Source organism: Streptomyces sp. NPDC048643, from assembly GCF_040650615.1.
In the GTDB taxonomy this organism is placed as follows: Bacteria; Actinomycetota; Actinomycetes; order Streptomycetales; family Streptomycetaceae; genus Streptomyces.
Genome location: NZ_JBEZHO010000013.1, coordinates 37190 through 55062 on the forward strand (window position 1 = coordinate 37190; position 17873 = coordinate 55062).

Below are 17873 nucleotides of genomic sequence, written 5' to 3' on the forward strand. Positions count from 1 at the left end.
ATTGCGGTGAACGTCGTCCGGTCGGGGCGGCGGTCGCGCAGAGTACTCCGTATGACGACACCGGCTGAGCTGCTCCGTTCCCTCGCCCGCACCCGAGCGTCGCTCGACGGCGAGGAGGTCACGTACTGGTGGACCGGTGACGTGTACTCCTGGTCGCCGGACGAGCCGTACCAGCGTGTGTTCGGCTTCGAAGGCATCAATGTCGGCCGCCTGATCCAGGAGCCCGAGGACGGCCCGGACGCGTACCGCCTGCTCACCCGGGAGGCCGCCTTCTACCTGGATCCCGTCACCCGCGAGATCCTGGAGACCTGGCAGGACCTTCCGGTGGTGCACGTCTGGAACGATCCCGCGAACCAGAAATGGCGCCCTTTCCCGGTGCCGGCCACCGACCTCGGCGACCAGGTCTGCTTCAGTCTGGAGATCCCGCTCTCCTACCCGTCTCCACTGCCGGTCGCCCAGTACCCGGTCCATTCGGCCGGCGACACGTACAAGGCGCTGGAACTCTTCCAGTTCTTCGCCGACCGCGCCGACCTGGCCGGCCCCGCGCCCAGCGTCCCGGCGACAATGTCGTGGACCCGGATGTCCCCCTGGCTCCCGTGGATGGCACGCGGCCAGCGTCCCGGCGGCCTCACCTACCACTGCCGCGGCCGCAAGCTCAGTACCTACGCCGACGTCCCCGAACGCACCCGCGCCTACATCGCGGACCGTCACCCGGAGTTCGCCCAGGCCCCGGAGAAGTGGACCGAGCCGAACGAGACGAGCTGGACGTACTTCCGCAGGCTCAACCCGCCGGCGTAGGCGCTCCTGGTCCGGGGCGGGCGCTCTTCGGCGACCGCCCCCACCACTCCGCCCGATTCCTTTCGGAGCCGGCCAGGGTCTCTCCATCCAAAGGGCCGGATTCGCCGGCCCCGAGGACGGAGACCGTCATGCGCAAGCTGATCGCTGGATCATTCGTCACACTCGACAACGTCGTCCAGGATCCGGGTGGGTTCGGCGAGATCGATGGCGGCGGCTGGGCACTGGAGTACTTCGACGAGGCCTCACGCGGGCGCGCCACCGACGCGCTGCTGGCGAGCGACACCCTTCTCCTGGGGCGAGCGACCTACGAGACCCTGGAGAAGGCCTGGTCGAACAACACCGGCCCGTACGCCGAGGCGATGAACGACCTTCCCAAGGTCGTCGCCACGAACACGCTCAGGGGCCCGTTGCCCTGGAACGCGACCGCTCTCCCCGGTGACGCGGCGCAGACGGTCGCCGAGCTCAAGCAGCGGCCCGGCGGCGACATCATCATGTACGGCAGCTTCAGCCTGATGCGAACGCTGCTGCGGCACGACCTGATCGACGAGCTCAACCTCAGCGTCCACCCCGTCGTCATCGGCGAGGGACAACGCCTCTTCGACACCGCGCCACCGCACGCGCTGCGGTTCGTGACCGCGACACCGAGTGCGACGGGTGTGGTCACGCTGACTTATGCCCCGTAGCTGTCTGTCCCTGAGGTACGAGTGCGCCGTGGACAGCCACGGCGCCCGCCCGCAGTGGGGACAATGGGCAGCACCTGGGTTCGACGGAGTGAAGGATGCGGATGCTCACCGGGATCGTGATCGACGCGCTTGATGTGGGGCGCATGAGTCGCTTCTGGCTGGATGCAACTCGGGCGCGGACGGGCGGTCTTGAGGTGCGGTGTGTGCCGGCCTCGGGGCCGAGGACGGCGCACAAGAACCGGCTTCACCTCGACCTCGCGGGTGGCGTGGAATGGGAGGCCGAGGTGGCGCGCCTGCTCGGGCTCGGTGCGAGGCGGGTGGACATCGGGCAGGGAGACGTCCCGTGGGACGTGCTGGCCGATCCGGAGGGCAACGAGTTCTGTGTGCTGCGTCCCGGTCACCCCGGCGTGCACGCCGACTCCGGGCTCGTGGCGATCTGCCTCGACGTCGCCGAGCAGGATCGCTACGCGCAGTCGGCCTTCTGGCAGTCCCAGGCCGACTGGCACGCGGTCGAATACCACGACTGGGGCGTACGACTACGCAACGAACCCACCAGCACGGTCTCGCTGGTGATGGGACCGCCCGCCGCACCGAAGGCCGGCCGCAACAGACTGCGCTTGGAGATCAGCCAACCCGACTGGGAGGCGGGCGAGTTCCGCGACGCGGGTGGCAACGAGTTCCACGTCACGGGCTGAACACCGAAATCCACGCCGGCGCATCCTCCGTGTTCCCGGTCGCCCGGTTCGACGCCTGCGCCCGCCCGAGCCGAGGAACAGGGCCGCGGCGCGGGAGCGGTGCGCCGCGGCCCTGGTGGCGGCCTTCGCTCAGCGGCCCGCCTGGAGCGCGCCCCACGTTGCCGGGCCGACCTGGCCGTCGACGCTGAGGGAGCGGCTGCTCTGGTAGTCGCGGACCGCCTGTTCCGTTCCTGAGCCGAAGTCGCCGTCCGCGGAGACGGTGCGGCCCAGGGCGGCCGTGAGGGACCTCTGGAGGCGTTGGACGTCGGCGCCCGTGCTGCCCTGGCGCAGTGCCGGCACGGTGCCCGCGGAGAGGAGTGCGGTCCAGGTGCGGGCGCCGACGACCCCGTCGGCTCCTAGTCCGCGGGCCCGCTGGAAGGACGTGACGGCCGCGGTGGTCTTCGAGCCGAAGCTGCCGTCCACGGTGCCCACGCTGAAGCCCTGCGCGTTGAGGAGCGACTGCGCCGCCGAGACCTGGGCTCCGGAGGAACCGGCGCGCAGGGTGTCGTACGACGGGAAGTTCAGCTGGACGCCGCCTCCACCGCCTCCCCCCGTGCTGCCGCCCACCAGTTGCATGTAGTAGGTCCAGTTCCAGTTCGGCCCCGGGTCGGTGTGGTCGTTGCCGGGGACCTCGGAGTGGCCGACGATGTGGGCGCGGTCCTTGGGGATGCCGTAACGGTTGCAGAGGTAGGCCGTCAGTGCCGCCGATGAGCGGTACATCGCGTCCGTGAACCACGTCGGGTCGTCGATGTATCCCTCGTGTTCGATGCCGATGCCCGTCGCGTTGCCCGAACGGGCGTGCCAGGCCGTGTCCTTGTCACGGACCATCTGGGTGATCTGGCCGTCGGACGACCGCACGACGTAGTGGGCACTGACCTCGGCCGTCGGATTCTGGAACCAGCTGATCGTCCCGGCGTAGGAACCCTGTGTGACGTGGATGACGACCTTGCTGATCGAGGCCGTACGGCCCACCGCGTAGTTGGACGTGCTGGCCGGGACCCACAGTGCCGAGGGGTAGTCCGGGCTCTGCGCCGCCGGCGCCACGGCCGCTTCGTACTGGCCGCGTTCGGGTGCGACAGGGCGGGCGGGAACGGTCAGTTCCTCGCCGCCGGGCGTGCGGGCTTGCACGCCGTCGGCCAGGAAGGAGTAGACGGTGTCCGCGTAGAGCCGGGCGGAGGAGGGCTCGGTGGCGCCGCCGTACCGGGCGACGATCGGGTACCAGGCGTCCGCGTCGTGCCGTTGGGCTCGGCCGAGACCCGCGTCGTCGGCGTAGGCGCGCAGCACCGCCGCTCCGCCGCGGATGTTCGCCTCGGTGTTCTTGCGCAGGTCGCGCGGTGTCTCACCGGTGATCCGGGACGCCAGTTCCAGGGTGTGCTGGTCGGGGTTGCTCACCAGGTGCATCACCCCGTAGCCGCCGGCCTGGCTCGGCAGGCCGGCGTGGTCGTCGAGGTGGGTCTCGCCGTATCCGAGGGCGATGAGGACATCGCGCGGTACGTCGAACTCGGCCGCTGCCCGGGTGAAGTCGCGGCTCACCGGCCCGGGGGTGGACGCGCCCTCGGGGCGGGGCCCGGCCAGGGCGGGCTGTACGGCGGTGACGAGCACGGTCAGAGTGCCCAGAACGGCCAGGGCCGCGCGCAGTTGGAGAGGGCGGGGCGTTCTGCGGTTCATGCGTGTGCCTCCGGTGGGGGCTGTGGCTTCGGGCGCGCGCAGTCGCAGAGCCCGTGGCTTCGGGAGGGAGGAGCGGACAACTGGTCGTGGGGACGCGGTGCACAGGGCAACGTGCACATGGCAGGCGACGGGCGGCAGGTCGTGGGCTGTCGGCCCGGTGGGCCCTGGCGATGACGGGCCGCCCGGCGCCGGTGAGGTCCACGGGCTTCTGCCTGATACGACGGGCGCCGCTCGGCACGACTCCAGCCCGGCGTCACGGCCCCGCCCCGGCCCGAACCGACCTGCCGTGACCCGAGCCGGCCCGACCTGACCGAGTCGACCGGGTCAGGTCGGCTCGGTCGGGCCCTGGGCCGACGAACTCATCGGCAGGGAGCCTCAGATGGTGCCGTTCTCCCACCACCAGGCCCGGCCGAGGTCCGCGCGGCTGTCGACGTGCTGGTGGTCGACCGTGTACGTCTCCAGGCCGGAGAATCCGCAGGTCTCCGCCTTCTGGTACACCGTGCGGTTGGCCACGCCGGGGACGTCGAGGTCGGCCGCGGTGCCGTACAGGTGCATGCTGTCGCTGGCCCCTCCGATCTCGGCGTTGTGCGCGATGCTGCGGAAGCCGGAGTTGACGGTGATGGCCGTGTTGCCGAGCTTCTTGCGCAGGGCCTCCAGCTTGTACATGGCGCGGCGCGCGTTCTCCTTCGCGCTGGCCGCGCTCACCTTGCCGCCGTTGAAGGTGCCGCTCGAACGGTCCGTGAACTCACTCCAGTTGAAGTGGACGGTCGAACCGTCCGACTGCTCCAGGGCGTTGAGCTGCGCCTGGGTGGCGGGTCCGGCGCTGCCGTCGGCGGAGAGGCCGTAGGCGGCCTGGAAGCGGCGGACCGCGGCGGCCGTGCCCGGGCCGAAGTCACCGTCGATGCTGACCCGGGAGTGACCGGCCGAGTCCGCGGCCCAGCCGGCGACCCGGATCTGCAGTTCCGTCACGTCCGCTCCGGTCGCGCCCTGGTTCATGGTGCGCGTCCAGTTGTAGGCCTGCGCGGTGCCCGACAGGAGGAGGGGGCCGGCGAAGACGCCGAGGGTCGCGGCGAAGGTTCCGCGCAGGACGGCGCGGCGGTTCGGGATGCGCTGGGGGGAGGTCATCGTGATTCCTTCGGGGACGTGGCGGGTTGGTGAGCAGGTTTCGTCAGTACGCGAGTTGGAACGGCACGACCTGTGCGTCGGTGTCGTAGGCGTGCACGCGCAACTTGAAGCGGGTGCCGTCCTTGACGTCGGTCGCGACGGTGGCCCACTGCGGGCCGAAGGTCGAGTAGGTGTTGTCGTGGTTGCACAGCGAGGTGTGGTCGACGAAGACGATGCAGGCGTCCAGGTACACGCCGGACGCCGTGGTGTTGAGCTTGATGTTGATGTCGGAGCACCGTGAACTGGTCGTGTAGGTGCCGAACTCCACCGCGGAGGCCGCGTAGTGGTAGGTGAGCGACTTGGCGCCGCCGTAGCAGGAGGTCGCCGCGGCGGCAGCGGCGGGCCGCGCGACGGCGGGTGTCGCGGCACCGCCGGCCAGGAGCGCGACGGCGGCCGCGAGGACGGCGGTGGTTCGCCGGGTGTGAGTCATCTGAACTCTCCGTTCACTGGGTGACATCGGGAGTGGCCGGGGCCCTGAAGCAGGCCGGGCCGGTGGCTCTCAGTAGGCGATCTCGACGCGGGCGGTGGCGCCTTCCAGGTCGACGCCGAGGGGAACGGTGAACCGGCTGCCGTCGAGGACGTCGGTGGCGATGGTCTTCCAACTCCGGCCGATGTTGGTCCAGTGGTTGCACGTGCCGTAGCGGACGAACTTCACGCAGGCGTTCACCGAGTCGGCGTCGCCGCCCACGATGCGGACGTTGATGTCCTTGCACCGGGCGGAGGAGGTGTAGGGCCCGAACTCGAGGGAGTCGTCGGTGGACACGGTGACCGCGCCGCCGTAGCAACTGCCGGCTGCCGCCCGAGGGGGCGCCGCCGACGCATGCGCGGTTCCGGGAACGATGACGGCGAGAAGGGTGAACAGTGCCGCCGCGGCCGGGCGGGCAGGAGTCTTCGCCATCGGATTCCTTCTCAGTTCGGGGGCAGACGAGGAAGCGGGAGGGACGTGGGGAACCGCGAGTCGTTCTGTGGGACCGGTGTGACGAAGCGAGTTCATGCTCCGGTCTGCGCCCCGAACTGTCATGCTCATTCGAACGTGCTGAAATGACGCAGGCGGAAAGGGTGTTGGCCGTGCTTCGCTTCCACTTCTCTGCTGAGGATCTGGCCCGGACGCGGGTCGCCGCCGCCCCGCACCCGCTGTGGGAGATCGCCGCCAGCCTTCACCGCTTCCAGACTCCCGCGGGCCGCTGGGCGTACGCGCACTGGTACCGCCTCGCCCGGGAGCGGCTGCGCGAGGCCGGGCTGGAGGATGTGGTGCGGCGGGTCCTCCTGCCCCTCTTCCCACGCGCTTCCTACTTCCCCGACTTCTTGACCCCGTTGGAGGGCACGGCCGGTCTCGAGGCGGGCCTCGAGGCGATCCTCGGCACGCCGACGGACCAGGTCGCGACGGAACTCGCGGCGCTCTCCCGGGTCACCCGGATGCCCGCCTGGCTCGGCCGCCTCACGGAGCAGGAGACCCGACGCGAGCTGGCGGAGATCCTGCGCGCCTACCACCGGACCGTCATCGCCCCGCACGAGGAGTGGATGTACGAGAGCCTGCACACCGAGCGGATCCGGCTGGCCCGTCACCTGCTCGACGGAGGCACCGAAGGCCTGCTCGGCGGGCTCGGGCCGACGGTCCGGTGGAAGCACCCGCGGCTGGAGATCACCACCTATCCGACGGAGCACGACATCCGGCTGGAGGGCCGCGGGCTGCTCCTCATTCCGTCGTACTTCTGCTGGAAGGGACCGATCTCGCTCGCGGACCCGGGGTTACCCCCGGTCCTCATGTACTCCACTCACCACGAAGCACTCGCCGGGCCGGCCAGGACCGCGTCCGAGAGCCCGGGGTCGCCGCCTCTGCAGGTACTGCTGGGCCGGTCCCGCGCCGCGGTACTGCAGGCCGCGGCAGCCGGGGCGACCACCACCGAAGCCGCTCATCGAGCCGGCGTCACACCGGCCACCGCGACCCATCACACGACAGCGCTCCGCGACGCCGGACTCATCACCAGCCACCGCCACGGCAACACGGTGATCCACACGCTGACCCTGATGGGAGCGACCATGCTCAGCAAGAACCAGACGGGTCCCCTCCAGGAATCCTCGTCGGCCCGTCGTCCCCGCGTCTGATCCGCACCGGTCGGCAGCCTTGCGGGTGGCTTTTCGATCTCCGTGTGGCGGGCTCTCCCGGGCCGGGGAACGATGGCGGAGGGACTGGTCACGAGAGGGCGGTACGGAGTGTCGGATCTTGCGGAGCTGGCGGCGGAGGCGTACGTCTACGGCTTTCCGATGGTGGTCGACCTGGACGAGGTGGGCCGCTTCACCCGCGACGGCATGGGATCGGTGGAGCCGGCTCCCTTCAACCGGTTCAGCCACGCGGCTGCCCTGGCCGGTCCGAAGGACACCTTCGTCAGCATCAACAACGACACCGTCTACTCGGCAGCGCAGCTGGACCTGAGCGGCGGACCACTGCTGCTGCGGGTGCCCGACACCGGTGGCCGCTACTACGTGTTGCAGTTCGTCGACGCGTGGACCGACAACTTCGCCTACGTGGGCCGACGCGCCACCGGCACCGCGGCGGGCGAGTTCCTGCTGGTCCCGCCGGACTGGAGCGGCGAGGTGCCGCAGGGCGTGAAGAGGATCACGGCGCCGACGACGGTGGCCTCGATCGTGGGCCGGTGGGCCTGCGACGGCGCCCATGACCTGCCTGCCGTCCGCGCTCTCCAGCAGGCGACCACGCTGGAGCCGTTGGGTGACAGCGCGCCCTGCGACGGGCTGCCCGCGCCTGAAAGTGCCGTCGCCGAGGCCGAGTTGCTGTTCTTCGAGAAGTTGCGCACATGGATGCGCGCCTTCCCGCCCGCTCCCGCCGACCAGGCCTACCAGCAGAAGTTCGCCCCGCTCGGGCTCCTGGACGGCAGCAGCCCGTACGTCGCACCTTCCGCCGAACTGGAGCGGGCCCTTCGAACGGGGTACCGGCGAGGCAAGGACCGCGTGGAGTACGCCACCACGCACGGTGCCGGACCCGAGCAGAACGGCTGGAGGCTCACCTACGACGCCTTCAACTACAACCTCGACTTCTTCGAGGTAGGCAGCGTCAACTCCCCCCGGTGGGTCGAGCAGGACCGCGACGCCGCCCGGACCGTACGGGCCGCGGCCGCCCGTGCCGGACTGTGGGGCAACCACGGATACGAGGCCGCCTACGCGATGGCCTGGGACGACGGGGACGGCAGGCCTCTCGACGGCGCCCAGGCCTACACGATCCGTTTCGAGACGACCCCGCCGGTGGACGCCTTCTGGTCGATCACCATGTACGACATGCCGCAGTACTACCTGGTCGACAATCCCATCGCCCGCTACTCCATCGGCGACCGGACCGCGGATCTCCACTACGACCGCGACGACTCCCTGACCCTCCACCTCCAACCCGAACGACCCGCCGACCGGGCGGCGGCGGCCAACTGGCTCCCCACCCCGCCCGGCCCGTTCCGGCCCGTCCTGCGCATGTACCAGCCGCACCCCGCCGTTCTCGACGGCAGGTACACGATCCCCGCCATCACTCGGCAGGAACACCCCGCCTAGAACCGTTCAGGGCCCGAATACCGTTTGCTGTCGACGGGGCAGCCGGCCGGCTCACGGCGCCGGCTGCCCCGTGCCGCCCGCTGCGGGCCGGACGGTCGAACGCTCACGCGGGAAGCAGTGCGTCACCCTCGAGGATCAGGCGTTCGGCAGCGCTGGCCTGCGGAATCCATTCGGGCGCCACGGCCGCGTACGTCGCCACGTCGTGCCACTCACCCTGGGTGTGGAACAGCTGGCGCAACGTGGCCTCGGGGCGTAGGCCCGCCGCGAACATCACCTCACTCATACGTGCGTGGTCCGCCCGGTGCCCGGCCCAGATGCGGTGCAGGCCGAGCCGTCCGAAGCCGTACGCCATGAGGAGCCGGCCCGCCTCGTGCCCGTGACCACTCACCGGCGCACCCGGAAGCAGCACCAGGCTGGTCAGCATGGCGTTGCGCCCGTACTCCTCGACGAGGAGCCCCATGGTCCCGACCATGGCGTCCTCTCCAGGCGCGCACACGGCGAGGGTGTGCTTGCGGCGCGGCTGTACGTACGGCTGGGCGAGGCACTTGGCGAAGGCGTCCTGGGCCTGCCGGGCGTCCATGCGGTCGATGCCGAGGAAACGGGTCAGCAGGCGGTGGGTGTGGATGCGTTCGAAAGGAGCCAGGTCGGTGGCCCGCATCTCCCTCAGCCACAGGTGTTCGCCGTGCAGTTCGGGCAGGTGGCTCATGCGGAGGCCCCCGCGCCCACGAGGGCCGGGACGGCACCGATCAGCACTTCGAGGTCGACGTAATAGCGGCCGGAGGCAACCGGGCCGCCGAGCAGGATGCGCCGGGCGGTGTCGGTCACCAGGGCGCCGCCGAGCATGACGCCACTGGCCAGCTGGGGCCAGCTGGAAAGGGTGCTGCCGATCCGGGCGAGGGCGTCGGTCATCGCGGGGCTCAAGCGGCTCTCGTCGCAGATCTGGAGCAGGTACGCCAGGGTGCCCGCCGGGTCGAGTTCCCGTACGGCCTGTGCGGTGAGCCCCCCGCCGCGGCCGTGGAAGAGGGGACGGTCCGGCTCGTCGTCGAAGCGCTCCACGTCCAACAGCCCACGGTCGTTCGCGTCCATGAGAACCGGCACGCGACGGGCACGGGCGTGCTCGCGTGCGGCGACCTTGACCCAGGGGGTGTCGCACTCCTCGATCAGGAGGTCCAGTGGGTGCTCGGCATCACCGAAGAAGCCCTCGATGGTCTCCTCGGTGATTCCCTCGCTCCAGAGTTCGATGTCGAGGTAGGGGTCGATCTCGTACATCTGACGGGCGCAGAGAACGGTCTTGGGGAGTCCGAGGTCGTGGACTCCGGCTCGCAGTCGGTTCAGGTTGCTCAGCCCGAGCGCGTCGAAGTCCGCCAGGCGGAACGATCCTCCTACGCCTTCCATCGCACAGGTGAGCGCGGCGCTGTTCCCGACGGACAGACCGATGACTCCGATGCGGCGTTCCAGCAGCCGCCGCTGCTCGGCGTCCGTGATCTTGTCGCGGTTGCGGTCGGTGCGCACGCGCCGGAACTCCTGCTCCGGCAGCACGTGAACCAGTCGCCCCGACCACGGGTACCAGACCCAGCTGCCGAAGTGGTGGCGTTCGACTCCACCGCACAACGCGTCGACGGCCGCGGCGTGTTGACGGCCGGTCAGGCTCTCTCCGGGCCGCAGGCAGCCCACCAGTTCGGCGAGCTGGTCGTCGATGAGGTCATACGTCTCGCGTACGGCGCCGGTAGCGAGCAGTGCGTCGAGGCGGGCGCGGTCGTCGCCCTCGCCCAGGCGATACAACACAGGCCGAGAGGCGACTTCCGGCAGGTCTCGCGGCACGGAGTCGGGCCGTACATCTCGGGGAACGGGAACATGGGAATTGATCACGAGCAAAGAAGTTAGCAGCGCGTGATCTTGAAAAATTGCTGAATCGGGCGGAACGCAAACTCGAATTCATGCACGAACTCTCACCTTTTCCGCACCCCTTTCGAGACCACGGTGCCGAAGCGCGACCAGTCGCGTGACCTGGGGTCGGAGCGTGGTCACGTGCCGGTCGGGGCGACGACGCCGGGCCTGCCGTGGGAGCAGCGTCCGCCGGTCGACTTGGGGATGCGCATCCGACGGAGCAGGGCCCGGGTGAGGCGGGCGTCGAGGGTCGTGCGCCAGGTGACGTCGGGGTGCAGGGAACGCAGGTGCGACAGCGCCCTCGTGCCGAGTCCGCAGTCGCGGAACGGTTCGTCCAGGACCACGTCGGTGATAACGCCCTCGGCGCACTCGTCGCACGCTCGATAGGTCACCAGCCCGATGACCCGGCGGATGTGCACCAGCAGCAGGCATTCCGCGCCGACGCCGTCGGGGGACGAGGACGGCATGAGCTCCACGCTGCGGTACGCCAGCACTCTTCGATGCCATCGGCCCCGACGTCGTCCGGTGCGCCGGTGCCTGCCGGGGGCCGACACCGGTGGAGCGCCCAATTGAGGTCCGGCCTCGTCAGGCGCATTGCTCGGGATGCTCAACTGGTTTGCCTGCATAGCCATGGCGAGTGCCCCCTCGCGCGGGACACATGCCCCCTCGACCCTGCATCACTTCTTTCGAGTCGCGGGGTCGACGTCGCCGGCGGACGCCTCGTTCTCGGTGGTGGCGTTCTCGGTCGCGGCCCAACTGGCGAGGAGCCGCAGGGCGTCGTGATCCGAGGTGCCGGGGGCGGCTGTGTAGGCGGTGAGGGTCAGACCGGGTTGTGCGGGCAGTTCCATGGCGTCGAAGTCGAGCGAGAGTTCGCCGATCTCGGGGTGGCGGAAGGACTTGCGGCCGGTGAGGTGCAGGCGCACGTTGTGCTTGCCCCAGGCGGTGCGGAACTCCTCACTGCGGGTGACCAGTTCACCGATGAGACCGGTGAGGTCGCTGTCGTAGGGGGCGCGTCCGGCCTCGGTGCGCAGCAGGGAGACGGTGGTGTTGAGGGACTCGTCCCAGTCGGGGAAGAAGTCGCGACCGCCGGGATGCAGGAACTGGAAGCGGGCGATGTTCACGGGGTGCGGGGCACCGTCCGCGTAGAGAGGCGCGTACAGGGCCCGGCCGAGGTCGTTCACGGCGAGGATGTCCAGGCGCCCGTTGCGGATGAACGCCGGTGAGTCGGTCATGGACCGGAGGACGCGCAGGACACTGTCCGGGAGCGGGCCCCGGGGGCGCTTGGCGCGGCGAGCCGGGCGTTTGGCGGCGGCGCGGGCCAGGTCGTGGAGGTGCGCGCGTTCGGCTTCGTCCAGATGGAGGGCGTTCGCGATCGAGCTGAGGACCTCCTCGGAGGCGCCGGCGATGTGGCCGCGTTCGAGGCGGATGTAGTAGTCGATGCTGACTCCGGCGAGCAGGGCGACCTCTTCGCGGCGCAGCCCGGGCACCCGGCGGTTGCCGCCGTAGGCGGGCAGGCCGGCCTGTTTCGGCGTGATCCTGGCGCGGCGGGAGGCCAGGAACTCGCGGATGTCGCTCTCGGTGCTCACGCGTTCCAGGCTAAGCCGGTCGCCGCGCCGGTGGGGGGTCCTGTCAGTACCTGTGATGCCAGGCCCTCCCCCATGCCATTGATCTGCGGTTTCCTCGATATCGGCAGCAAGTGCGGCCTGTGGCGCCGACCGGAGGCGCGACGTGGCAGCCGCCCGGAGCGCCGTCTCCACCCGAGACTGGCCCGTGCCGATCAATCCCGTTCCATCCCGTTTTCCTCCCGAAGGAGTCACCGTGCCGAAGCAGTCCGCGCCGCAGGAACTCGCCGCGATCGCACCCAAGCTCGTCGAGGTGACCGACGAGGTGCTGTTCGGCGACGTCTGGGAGCGCCCGGGCCTGTCCCCGCGCGACCGCAGCCTGGTCACCGTGAGCGTGCTGGCCGCCCTGTACCGCACCGAGCAGCTCGGCTACCACCTCGGCGTGGCCCTGGACAACGGGCTGAGCGTGGAGGAGCTGTCCGAGGCGATCACCCACCTCGCGTTCTACGCGGGCTGGCCGAACGCCATGACCGCCGTCAACCAGCTCAAGAAGATCGCAGACGAGCGCGACGCCGGCTGACGCCTGGCCACCCCCGGATTTCCGACCCTTCCATCACCCCGTTCGGAGCATTTCAGCATGAGCAAGGTCTTCCTCATCACCGGTGCCGGGCGTGGTCTCGGCACGGACATCGCCCGCCAGGCCCTCGCGGCAGGCCACCAGGTCGTGGCCACCGGCCGCCGGCCCGAGCACGTCCTGGAGGCACTCGGCGGCGAGCAGGACGACCTGCTGGCCACCTCCCTGGACATCACCGACGCCGCGGCGGCGCAGCGCGCGGTGAAGGCCGCGGTGGAGCGTTTCGGCCGGATCGACGTCCTGGTCAACAACGCGGCCAACTTCTACGCCGGCTATTTCGAGGAGGTCTCCGACGCGCAGATGCGACGGCAGATCGAGACGAACCTGTTCGGGCCGATGAACGTCACACGCGCCGTGCTTCCCGTCATGCGGGCCCAGCGCGACGGCCACGTCATGACCCTCTCCTCCCTCGCCGGAGCGGTCGGCCAGGAGTTCTGTGTCGCCTACTCCGCCGCCAAGTTCGGGGTGGAGGGGTTCATGGAGTCACTGCGCCACGACGTCGAACCGTTCAACATCCGCACCACCGTCGTCGAGCCGGGCTTCTTCCGCACCGAGCTGCTGGTGGACGCCTCCACCACGTGGCCGGAGCTATCGATCGACGACTACGCCGAGCGGACGGCGGCCACCAAGAAGGTGTGGCAGTCGATGAACGGGCAGCAGGCCGGCGACCCCGCCAAGCTCGCCGCCGCGCTGCTGGTGGTGGCGGGTCAGGAGCAGCCTCCGGTGCGCTTCGTCGCCGGAGCCGACGCGATCGACGCCGTCACCGCCAAGGGCCGGGAGTTGCTCGCCCAGGCCGAAGCCTCGCGCGCACTCGGGGGCGACCTCGCCCATGACGACGCCTGAGCGGCGTCCCGTTCTCGTCCCGTCTTCCCCTCACCACTGAACGATCAAGGAACAGAACGATGGAACACATCACCTCGACGCCCACCGTGAAGGCTCCCGCGGAGCGCTTCACCGGCGACGTCTACCTCAACATGATCGCGACGCCGACCGAGCCCGCCCGGCTCGCGGCCGCCCTGGTGCGCTTCACCCCGGGCGCCCGCACCAACTGGCACTCCCACGCCCTGGGTCAGGTCCTGTACATCACCGACGGCGTCGGCCTGGTCGGCACGCGGGACGGCGGTGTCGTGCGGGTCAGCGCCGGGGAGACCCTCATGTGCCCGCCCGGCGAGGAGCACTGGCACGGCGCCTCCGACACCACCCTCATGGCGCACATCGCCCTGGTGGTCGGCGACGGGAACGGCGACGGCACCACCTGGCTCGAGCCCGTCACCGACGAGCAGTACGAGAGTGCCCTCGCCGACTTCCGCTGACACTGCCGCGGCCCGTCCGACGGGGCCCTTCACTCCTCCCGCAGCAGGGTGCTCCGGAGCAGCTCGATCAGGTCGCCGGGATCGGCCTCCGCCAGTTCGTCGAAGGCTCCGGAGTGTCGGCCCAGCAGGATGCCGGTCACGGCCGCCGCGACCAACTCGGCGCGCAGCCGCGGCCGTTCGGCACCCTCACGGGTCAAGCGCTCCTGCAGCGGCTCGACCAGTCGGGCATGCAGCGCCGAACGTGCCGCATCCTGCGCCGCGGGGTCGCTCAACGGCTGCACGGCGACCTGGAGCAGCGGGACGGGGCCTCGCCGGTCGGCCCGGTCGAAGACCTGGCGCAGTCGCTGCTCGTCGAAGAGGTCGGCCAGGGCCGCGTCACCCTGTTCGGCGTTCAGCGCGGCGACGTACAGCAGTGTCTTGGAGCCGAAGTAGCGTGCGATCAGCGCCGGATCGACGCCCGCGCGCTCGCCGATGTCGCGAATGGTGGTGCGGTCGAAGCCCCGCTCGGCGAACAGTTCGCTCGCCGCCGTGAGCAGGAGTTCGCGGCTGCGGGCCGCGTCGCGACGGCGTCCGGGCGCCTCGGAGCTCATCGCCGGGTTCCGGTGTCCGCCACGACGCTCGCGCCGTCCGGTTCCGAGAGGCTGTCCGCCGGGCGGCCGATCCTGACCTGTGCGGAGGGGCCACGCGTGCCCGACCGGACCAGGGCGTACGCGACCACGGCGGTGGCAGCCCAGACCGCGCAGCCGACCAGGCCGGCGGTGCGGTAGCCGTTCTCCGGGGGGAGGTCGTGACCGGGGGCGGTGGCGGCCTGGAGGATGACGGCGCTCAGGGCGCTGCCTGCCGAGTATCCGATGTACTTCACCACCTGATTGAAACTCATGGCGCTCCCGGTCTCGTGGGCCGGGACGCTTCCGACGACGAGCCCCGGTGTGACGGCGAAGTTCACGCCGACACCCAGACCGGCCACGGCCATCGTCACGAACACCTCCCACAGGGCGCCGTGGGCGAACACGAAGCTGAGCAGCGCCGCCAGCGAGAGCAGGCAGCTGACAGGCAGCAGCCGCACCGGCGGCTGCGTACGGACCAGAAGCCGGACCACGCGCCCGGCCACCAGGCTGCCCGCCGAGAACGGCACCAGGATCAGACCGGTGACCACCACCGAGGCTCCGAAGCCGTATCCGATGCTCGGTGGCGTCTGGACGTAGCGCGTCACCAGCGAGATCAGCAGATACATGCCGATGCCGCCCATCATGGTGGTCAGGTGCGCGGCGAAGACCGTGCGGTCGCGCACGAGGCGCAGGTCCACCAGGGGGTGCGTGACGCGCAGTTGGTGCATCGCCCAGCCGATCAGCAGCAGCACGGACGTCCCGCCCAGCACGAGCAGTCGGAGCGATCCCCACCCCCAGTGTTCGGCCTGGGTGAGCGCGAACAAGAGGCCGCTCATGCCGAGCGTGAGAAGCAGTGCCCCGGTGACGTCCATCGGCCGGGCGGGGCGTCGTGGAGCCGTGGGGATGACGACGGCCGCGGCGATGAACGCCAGCGTGGTGGCGATCACGGCGAACCAGAACCCCGCGTACATGCCGAGACTCTCGGCCAGCAGTCCGGTGACGGGGTAGCCGATGCCGACACCGGCCGCGGTCGTCAGGGAGAGCGTCGCCAGGGCCGACCGGGCCCCCTCGGGCGGCAGCGCGTCGCGCGCGGTCGCGATGGCGAGGGGGACCAGGCCCAGCCCCACGCCCTGGAGCGCCCGTCCCGTGATGAGGCAGGCGAACCCGAGCGGCAGGGCCGCCAGCAGGCTCCCGACGAGCACCACGGCAAGCCCGGTGAGGATCACGATCCTGCGGTGCGGTCCGTCTCCCAGACGCCCCATGGCGGGGGTGGCGACGGCGCCGACCAGCATCGTGACGGTGAGGGACCACTGGGCGTCGGAGACCGAGACGTGGTCCACGGCGGCGATGGTGGGGATCAGCGGGGCGCCGAGGCTGCTGATGATCGCGACCAGCATGCCGAGGGACACCAGGACGGGGACGAGCGCCCGCTGCCGCCAGGACGACAGGGCGGGGCCGGATATCGGATGCACTGGCAGATCGTTCCTGTCGTCCGTCGTTGTCATCAGGTGATGTCTTCAAGCGATGACATCGAGTGTCTCACCTCTCCGCCGGTGGTTGCTCCGGGCCCCTTCCCGCCACAGGGACCCTCGCGCCGCACCGATACGGCGCCGGCCCCTTCCGCGCCGTCGGCGCCGTGTCAGGCCACGGCAGGATGCGGTTCACCGTCGACCGCCGAACGGGCCCGAGCACCGCGCCGGAACACGTCCTTCAGATAGAGGACCAGGGCTGCTCCGATCACCCAGAGGGGGAGGATCACCAGCGCGCGGGTCAGGCCGTCGTCCTGGAAGCGGGACAGCCCCTGCATGGCACGGACACCCACCCCGACGGGCAGGATCTCGGAGAGCGGGCGCAGCCAGGCGGGCAGGTAGGCCGGTGGCATGATGCCGCCGCTGGTGCTGTTCCCGAGGATCAGCATCAGGATCGAGGCGAGGCTGACGCCGGCGGGGCCGAAGACGCGCAGCAGCACCATGGTCGTGGCGCCGACCGCGGTTCCCATCAGCGCGACGACGAGTGCCAGCGGCAGGAAGGCACCGGGCAGCGCACCGAACCCCGGACTCCCCGCGACCGCCGACACGACGACGCCGCCGACCACACCGAACAGGGCGAGGCTCGCCATGCGGTGGCGGTACTGAAGCCTGGGGGCGAGCTGATACGTCGTCATGCCGAAGAGGTAGCCGGCCAGCACGAGCCCGAAGGCCGCGTAGAAGACGGAGAGGCCGCGGGTGTCCCCCGCGGCCGCCGGGGCGACGTCCTCGACGGCGAGGCGGTGATGCTCGGCTCGGGCCGCGGGACCGAAAGCGGTGGTCACGGTGGCGGTGACGGCGGCGCCGTTGGCGCTTCCGTACAGCAGCTTCCCCTGGCCGAGGTAGGCCGCGTACACGGCCCTGTCCTGGACGGCGTGACGGGCGGCGTGCGCGTCGGGAAAGGTTTCGAGGGCGAATCCGCCGGGGACGGCGTGCGCCAGATCCTCGCGCAGACGCTCCTGCTGGGAACCGACCTCCGTCGTTCCGACGCGGAGGTCGTGAGGGCGTGGCGCGTGGAAGGCGGCGAGGTACACGCTCACGAAGACGGTGCCGATGAGCAGGACGACCGCTACGGGGAGCAGCACCGCTCGCGCCGTACCGGAGCGCGGAGGCGGGTGGGCCACGTCGAGAGCGTGCTTGTGGGGTTGCCGGGTGGGGACGTGCTGGGCCATCGAAGAAGATCCTAGATTGGAAGGCAGCTGATAATATCTCCACAGCATAATCAGTTGCCTTCCAATGAGGTACGCCGCGTGAATCATCTCGACGAGAACCCCGACCGGCGCACGGGCTATGTGGCCTGGCAGATCGGCCAGATCATGGCGTCCAGGATCGAGCGGACCCTGCGTCCGTTCCGGCTGACACTGGCGCAGAACAACGCCATGACCCAGGCGATCCTCGATCCGGGTGTGTCCAGCGCGACGGCGGCCCGACGCGCGGCCATCACGCCGCAGTCCATGGGCACCGCGGTCAACGGCCTGGTCGAGAGGGGTCTGCTGGAGCGCCGGACCACCCCGGGCGACCGGCGCACGCAACGCCTGCACATCACGGAGGCGGGCCGCGGGCTTCACGCGGAAGCCCTGAAGGCGGTCGACGCCACCCATGCCGAGGCGCTGCGGGCGCTCACCCCGGCGGAGCAGGAACAGGCACACTCACTGCTGCTGAAACTGCTCACCTCACTCAATCCCGCGGCCGTCGACGGCTGAGTGACGCCCTGACCGGGCTCGCCGGGACGTTCATGCGG

General features: G+C 70.4%; 20 protein-coding genes. 9 read left to right on the forward strand and 11 right to left on the reverse strand.

All coding sequences use genetic code 11. The features are described from left to right. The first annotated feature begins 51 nt into the window (after window positions 1-51). From AB0C62_RS15485 to AB0C62_RS15495, 3 genes are all read left to right on the forward strand, one after another. Window positions 52-798, forward strand: a complete 747-nt coding sequence (locus tag AB0C62_RS15485) for a DUF1838 family protein (RefSeq protein ID WP_362973279.1) — start codon at window positions 52-54, stop codon at window positions 796-798. A gap of 128 nt (window positions 799-926) precedes the next feature. Then, a complete protein-coding gene (locus AB0C62_RS15490) occupies window positions 927-1481 on the forward strand; it encodes a dihydrofolate reductase family protein (RefSeq protein ID WP_362973281.1) in 555 nt (184 codons plus the stop codon). Window positions 1482-1576: 95 nt separating this feature from the next. Further along, window positions 1577-2176: a VOC family protein gene (locus AB0C62_RS15495; protein WP_362973283.1), complete on the forward strand. Its 600-nt coding sequence runs from the start codon at window positions 1577-1579 to the stop codon at window positions 2174-2176. Between the two features lie 129 nt (window positions 2177-2305). On the opposite strand, the gene AB0C62_RS15500 is transcribed toward AB0C62_RS15495, so the two are convergent. The 4 genes from AB0C62_RS15500 to AB0C62_RS15515 all read right to left on the reverse strand — a co-directional run bounded on the left by AB0C62_RS15500 (window position 2306) and on the right by AB0C62_RS15515 (window position 5945). Next, complete coding sequence (locus tag AB0C62_RS15500) at window positions 2306-3883, reverse strand: N-acetylmuramoyl-L-alanine amidase (RefSeq protein ID WP_362973285.1); 1578 nt, start codon at window positions 3881-3883, stop codon at window positions 2306-2308. 375 nt (window positions 3884-4258) lie between these two features. Next, complete coding sequence (locus AB0C62_RS15505) at window positions 4259-5008, reverse strand: D-Ala-D-Ala carboxypeptidase family metallohydrolase (RefSeq protein WP_362973287.1); 750 nt, start codon at window positions 5006-5008, stop codon at window positions 4259-4261. A 43-nt stretch (window positions 5009-5051) separates the two neighbouring features. Then, window positions 5052-5477 carry a hypothetical protein gene (locus AB0C62_RS15510; protein WP_362973289.1) on the reverse strand — a complete coding sequence of 142 codons (426 nt, stop codon included), beginning with the start codon at window positions 5475-5477 and terminating at the stop codon, window positions 5052-5054. A gap of 69 nt (window positions 5478-5546) precedes the next feature. Then, entirely contained in the window at window positions 5547-5945 is a 399-nt protein-coding gene (locus AB0C62_RS15515) for a hypothetical protein (RefSeq protein ID WP_362973291.1), read from the reverse strand. 170 nt (window positions 5946-6115) lie between these two features. On the opposite strand from AB0C62_RS15515, the gene AB0C62_RS15520 reads away from it, so the two are divergent. Both AB0C62_RS15520 and AB0C62_RS15525 read left to right on the forward strand, forming a co-directional pair. Continuing rightward, window positions 6116-7153: an ArsR family transcriptional regulator gene (locus AB0C62_RS15520; RefSeq protein WP_362973561.1), complete on the forward strand. Its 1038-nt coding sequence runs from the start codon at window positions 6116-6118 to the stop codon at window positions 7151-7153. A gap of 108 nt (window positions 7154-7261) precedes the next feature. Beyond that, complete coding sequence (locus tag AB0C62_RS15525) at window positions 7262-8602, forward strand: DUF1254 domain-containing protein (RefSeq protein WP_362973293.1); 1341 nt, start codon at window positions 7262-7264, stop codon at window positions 8600-8602. Between the two features lie 103 nt (window positions 8603-8705). Here AB0C62_RS15525 and AB0C62_RS15530 read toward each other — a convergent pair whose 3' ends face one another. From AB0C62_RS15530 to AB0C62_RS15545, 4 genes are all read right to left on the reverse strand, one after another. After that, window positions 8706-9308 carry a GNAT family protein gene (locus tag AB0C62_RS15530; protein WP_362973295.1) on the reverse strand — a complete coding sequence of 201 codons (603 nt, stop codon included), beginning with the start codon at window positions 9306-9308 and terminating at the stop codon, window positions 8706-8708. After that, window positions 9305-10387 carry a ThiF family adenylyltransferase gene (locus AB0C62_RS15535; protein ID WP_362973297.1) on the reverse strand — a complete coding sequence of 361 codons (1083 nt, stop codon included), beginning with the start codon at window positions 10385-10387 and terminating at the stop codon, window positions 9305-9307. The genes AB0C62_RS15530 and AB0C62_RS15535 overlap by 4 nt, the downstream gene beginning before the upstream one ends. A 239-nt stretch (window positions 10388-10626) precedes the next feature. Further along, window positions 10627-10956, reverse strand: a complete 330-nt coding sequence (locus AB0C62_RS15540) for an N-acetyltransferase (RefSeq protein WP_362973299.1) — start codon at window positions 10954-10956, stop codon at window positions 10627-10629. Window positions 10957-11166: 210 nt separating this feature from the next. After that, window positions 11167-12075, reverse strand: coding sequence for a helix-turn-helix transcriptional regulator (locus AB0C62_RS15545; RefSeq protein WP_362973301.1), 909 nt, complete (start codon window positions 12073-12075; stop codon window positions 11167-11169). 232 nt (window positions 12076-12307) lie between these two features. On the opposite strand from AB0C62_RS15545, the gene AB0C62_RS15550 reads away from it, so the two are divergent. The 3 genes from AB0C62_RS15550 to AB0C62_RS15560 are packed head-to-tail and all read left to right on the forward strand — an operon-like array spanning window position 12308 to window position 13998. Then, window positions 12308-12631 carry a carboxymuconolactone decarboxylase family protein gene (locus AB0C62_RS15550; protein ID WP_362973303.1) on the forward strand — a complete coding sequence of 108 codons (324 nt, stop codon included), beginning with the start codon at window positions 12308-12310 and terminating at the stop codon, window positions 12629-12631. 57 nt (window positions 12632-12688) lie between these two features. Beyond that, entirely contained in the window at window positions 12689-13528 is an 840-nt protein-coding gene (locus tag AB0C62_RS15555; RefSeq protein ID WP_362973305.1) for an SDR family NAD(P)-dependent oxidoreductase, read from the forward strand. 59 nt (window positions 13529-13587) lie between these two features. After that, complete coding sequence (locus AB0C62_RS15560) at window positions 13588-13998, forward strand: cupin domain-containing protein (RefSeq protein ID WP_362973307.1); 411 nt, start codon at window positions 13588-13590, stop codon at window positions 13996-13998. A 29-nt stretch (window positions 13999-14027) separates the two neighbouring features. Here AB0C62_RS15560 and AB0C62_RS15565 read toward each other — a convergent pair whose 3' ends face one another. From AB0C62_RS15565 to AB0C62_RS15575, 3 genes are all read right to left on the reverse strand, one after another. After that, window positions 14028-14588: a TetR family transcriptional regulator gene (locus AB0C62_RS15565; RefSeq protein WP_362973309.1), complete on the reverse strand. Its 561-nt coding sequence runs from the start codon at window positions 14586-14588 to the stop codon at window positions 14028-14030. Continuing rightward, complete coding sequence (locus tag AB0C62_RS15570) at window positions 14585-16078, reverse strand: MFS transporter (RefSeq protein WP_362973311.1); 1494 nt, start codon at window positions 16076-16078, stop codon at window positions 14585-14587. The genes AB0C62_RS15565 and AB0C62_RS15570 overlap by 4 nt, the downstream gene beginning before the upstream one ends. A gap of 167 nt (window positions 16079-16245) precedes the next feature. After that, window positions 16246-17304, reverse strand: coding sequence for an ABC transporter permease (locus AB0C62_RS15575; RefSeq protein WP_362973313.1), 1059 nt, complete (start codon window positions 17302-17304; stop codon window positions 16246-16248). Between the two features lie 78 nt (window positions 17305-17382). Between AB0C62_RS15575 and AB0C62_RS15580 the strand changes: the two genes are divergently transcribed. After that, window positions 17383-17835, forward strand: coding sequence for a MarR family transcriptional regulator (locus AB0C62_RS15580; RefSeq protein ID WP_362973315.1), 453 nt, complete (start codon window positions 17383-17385; stop codon window positions 17833-17835). The last annotated feature ends 38 nt before the right edge of the window (window positions 17836-17873 follow it).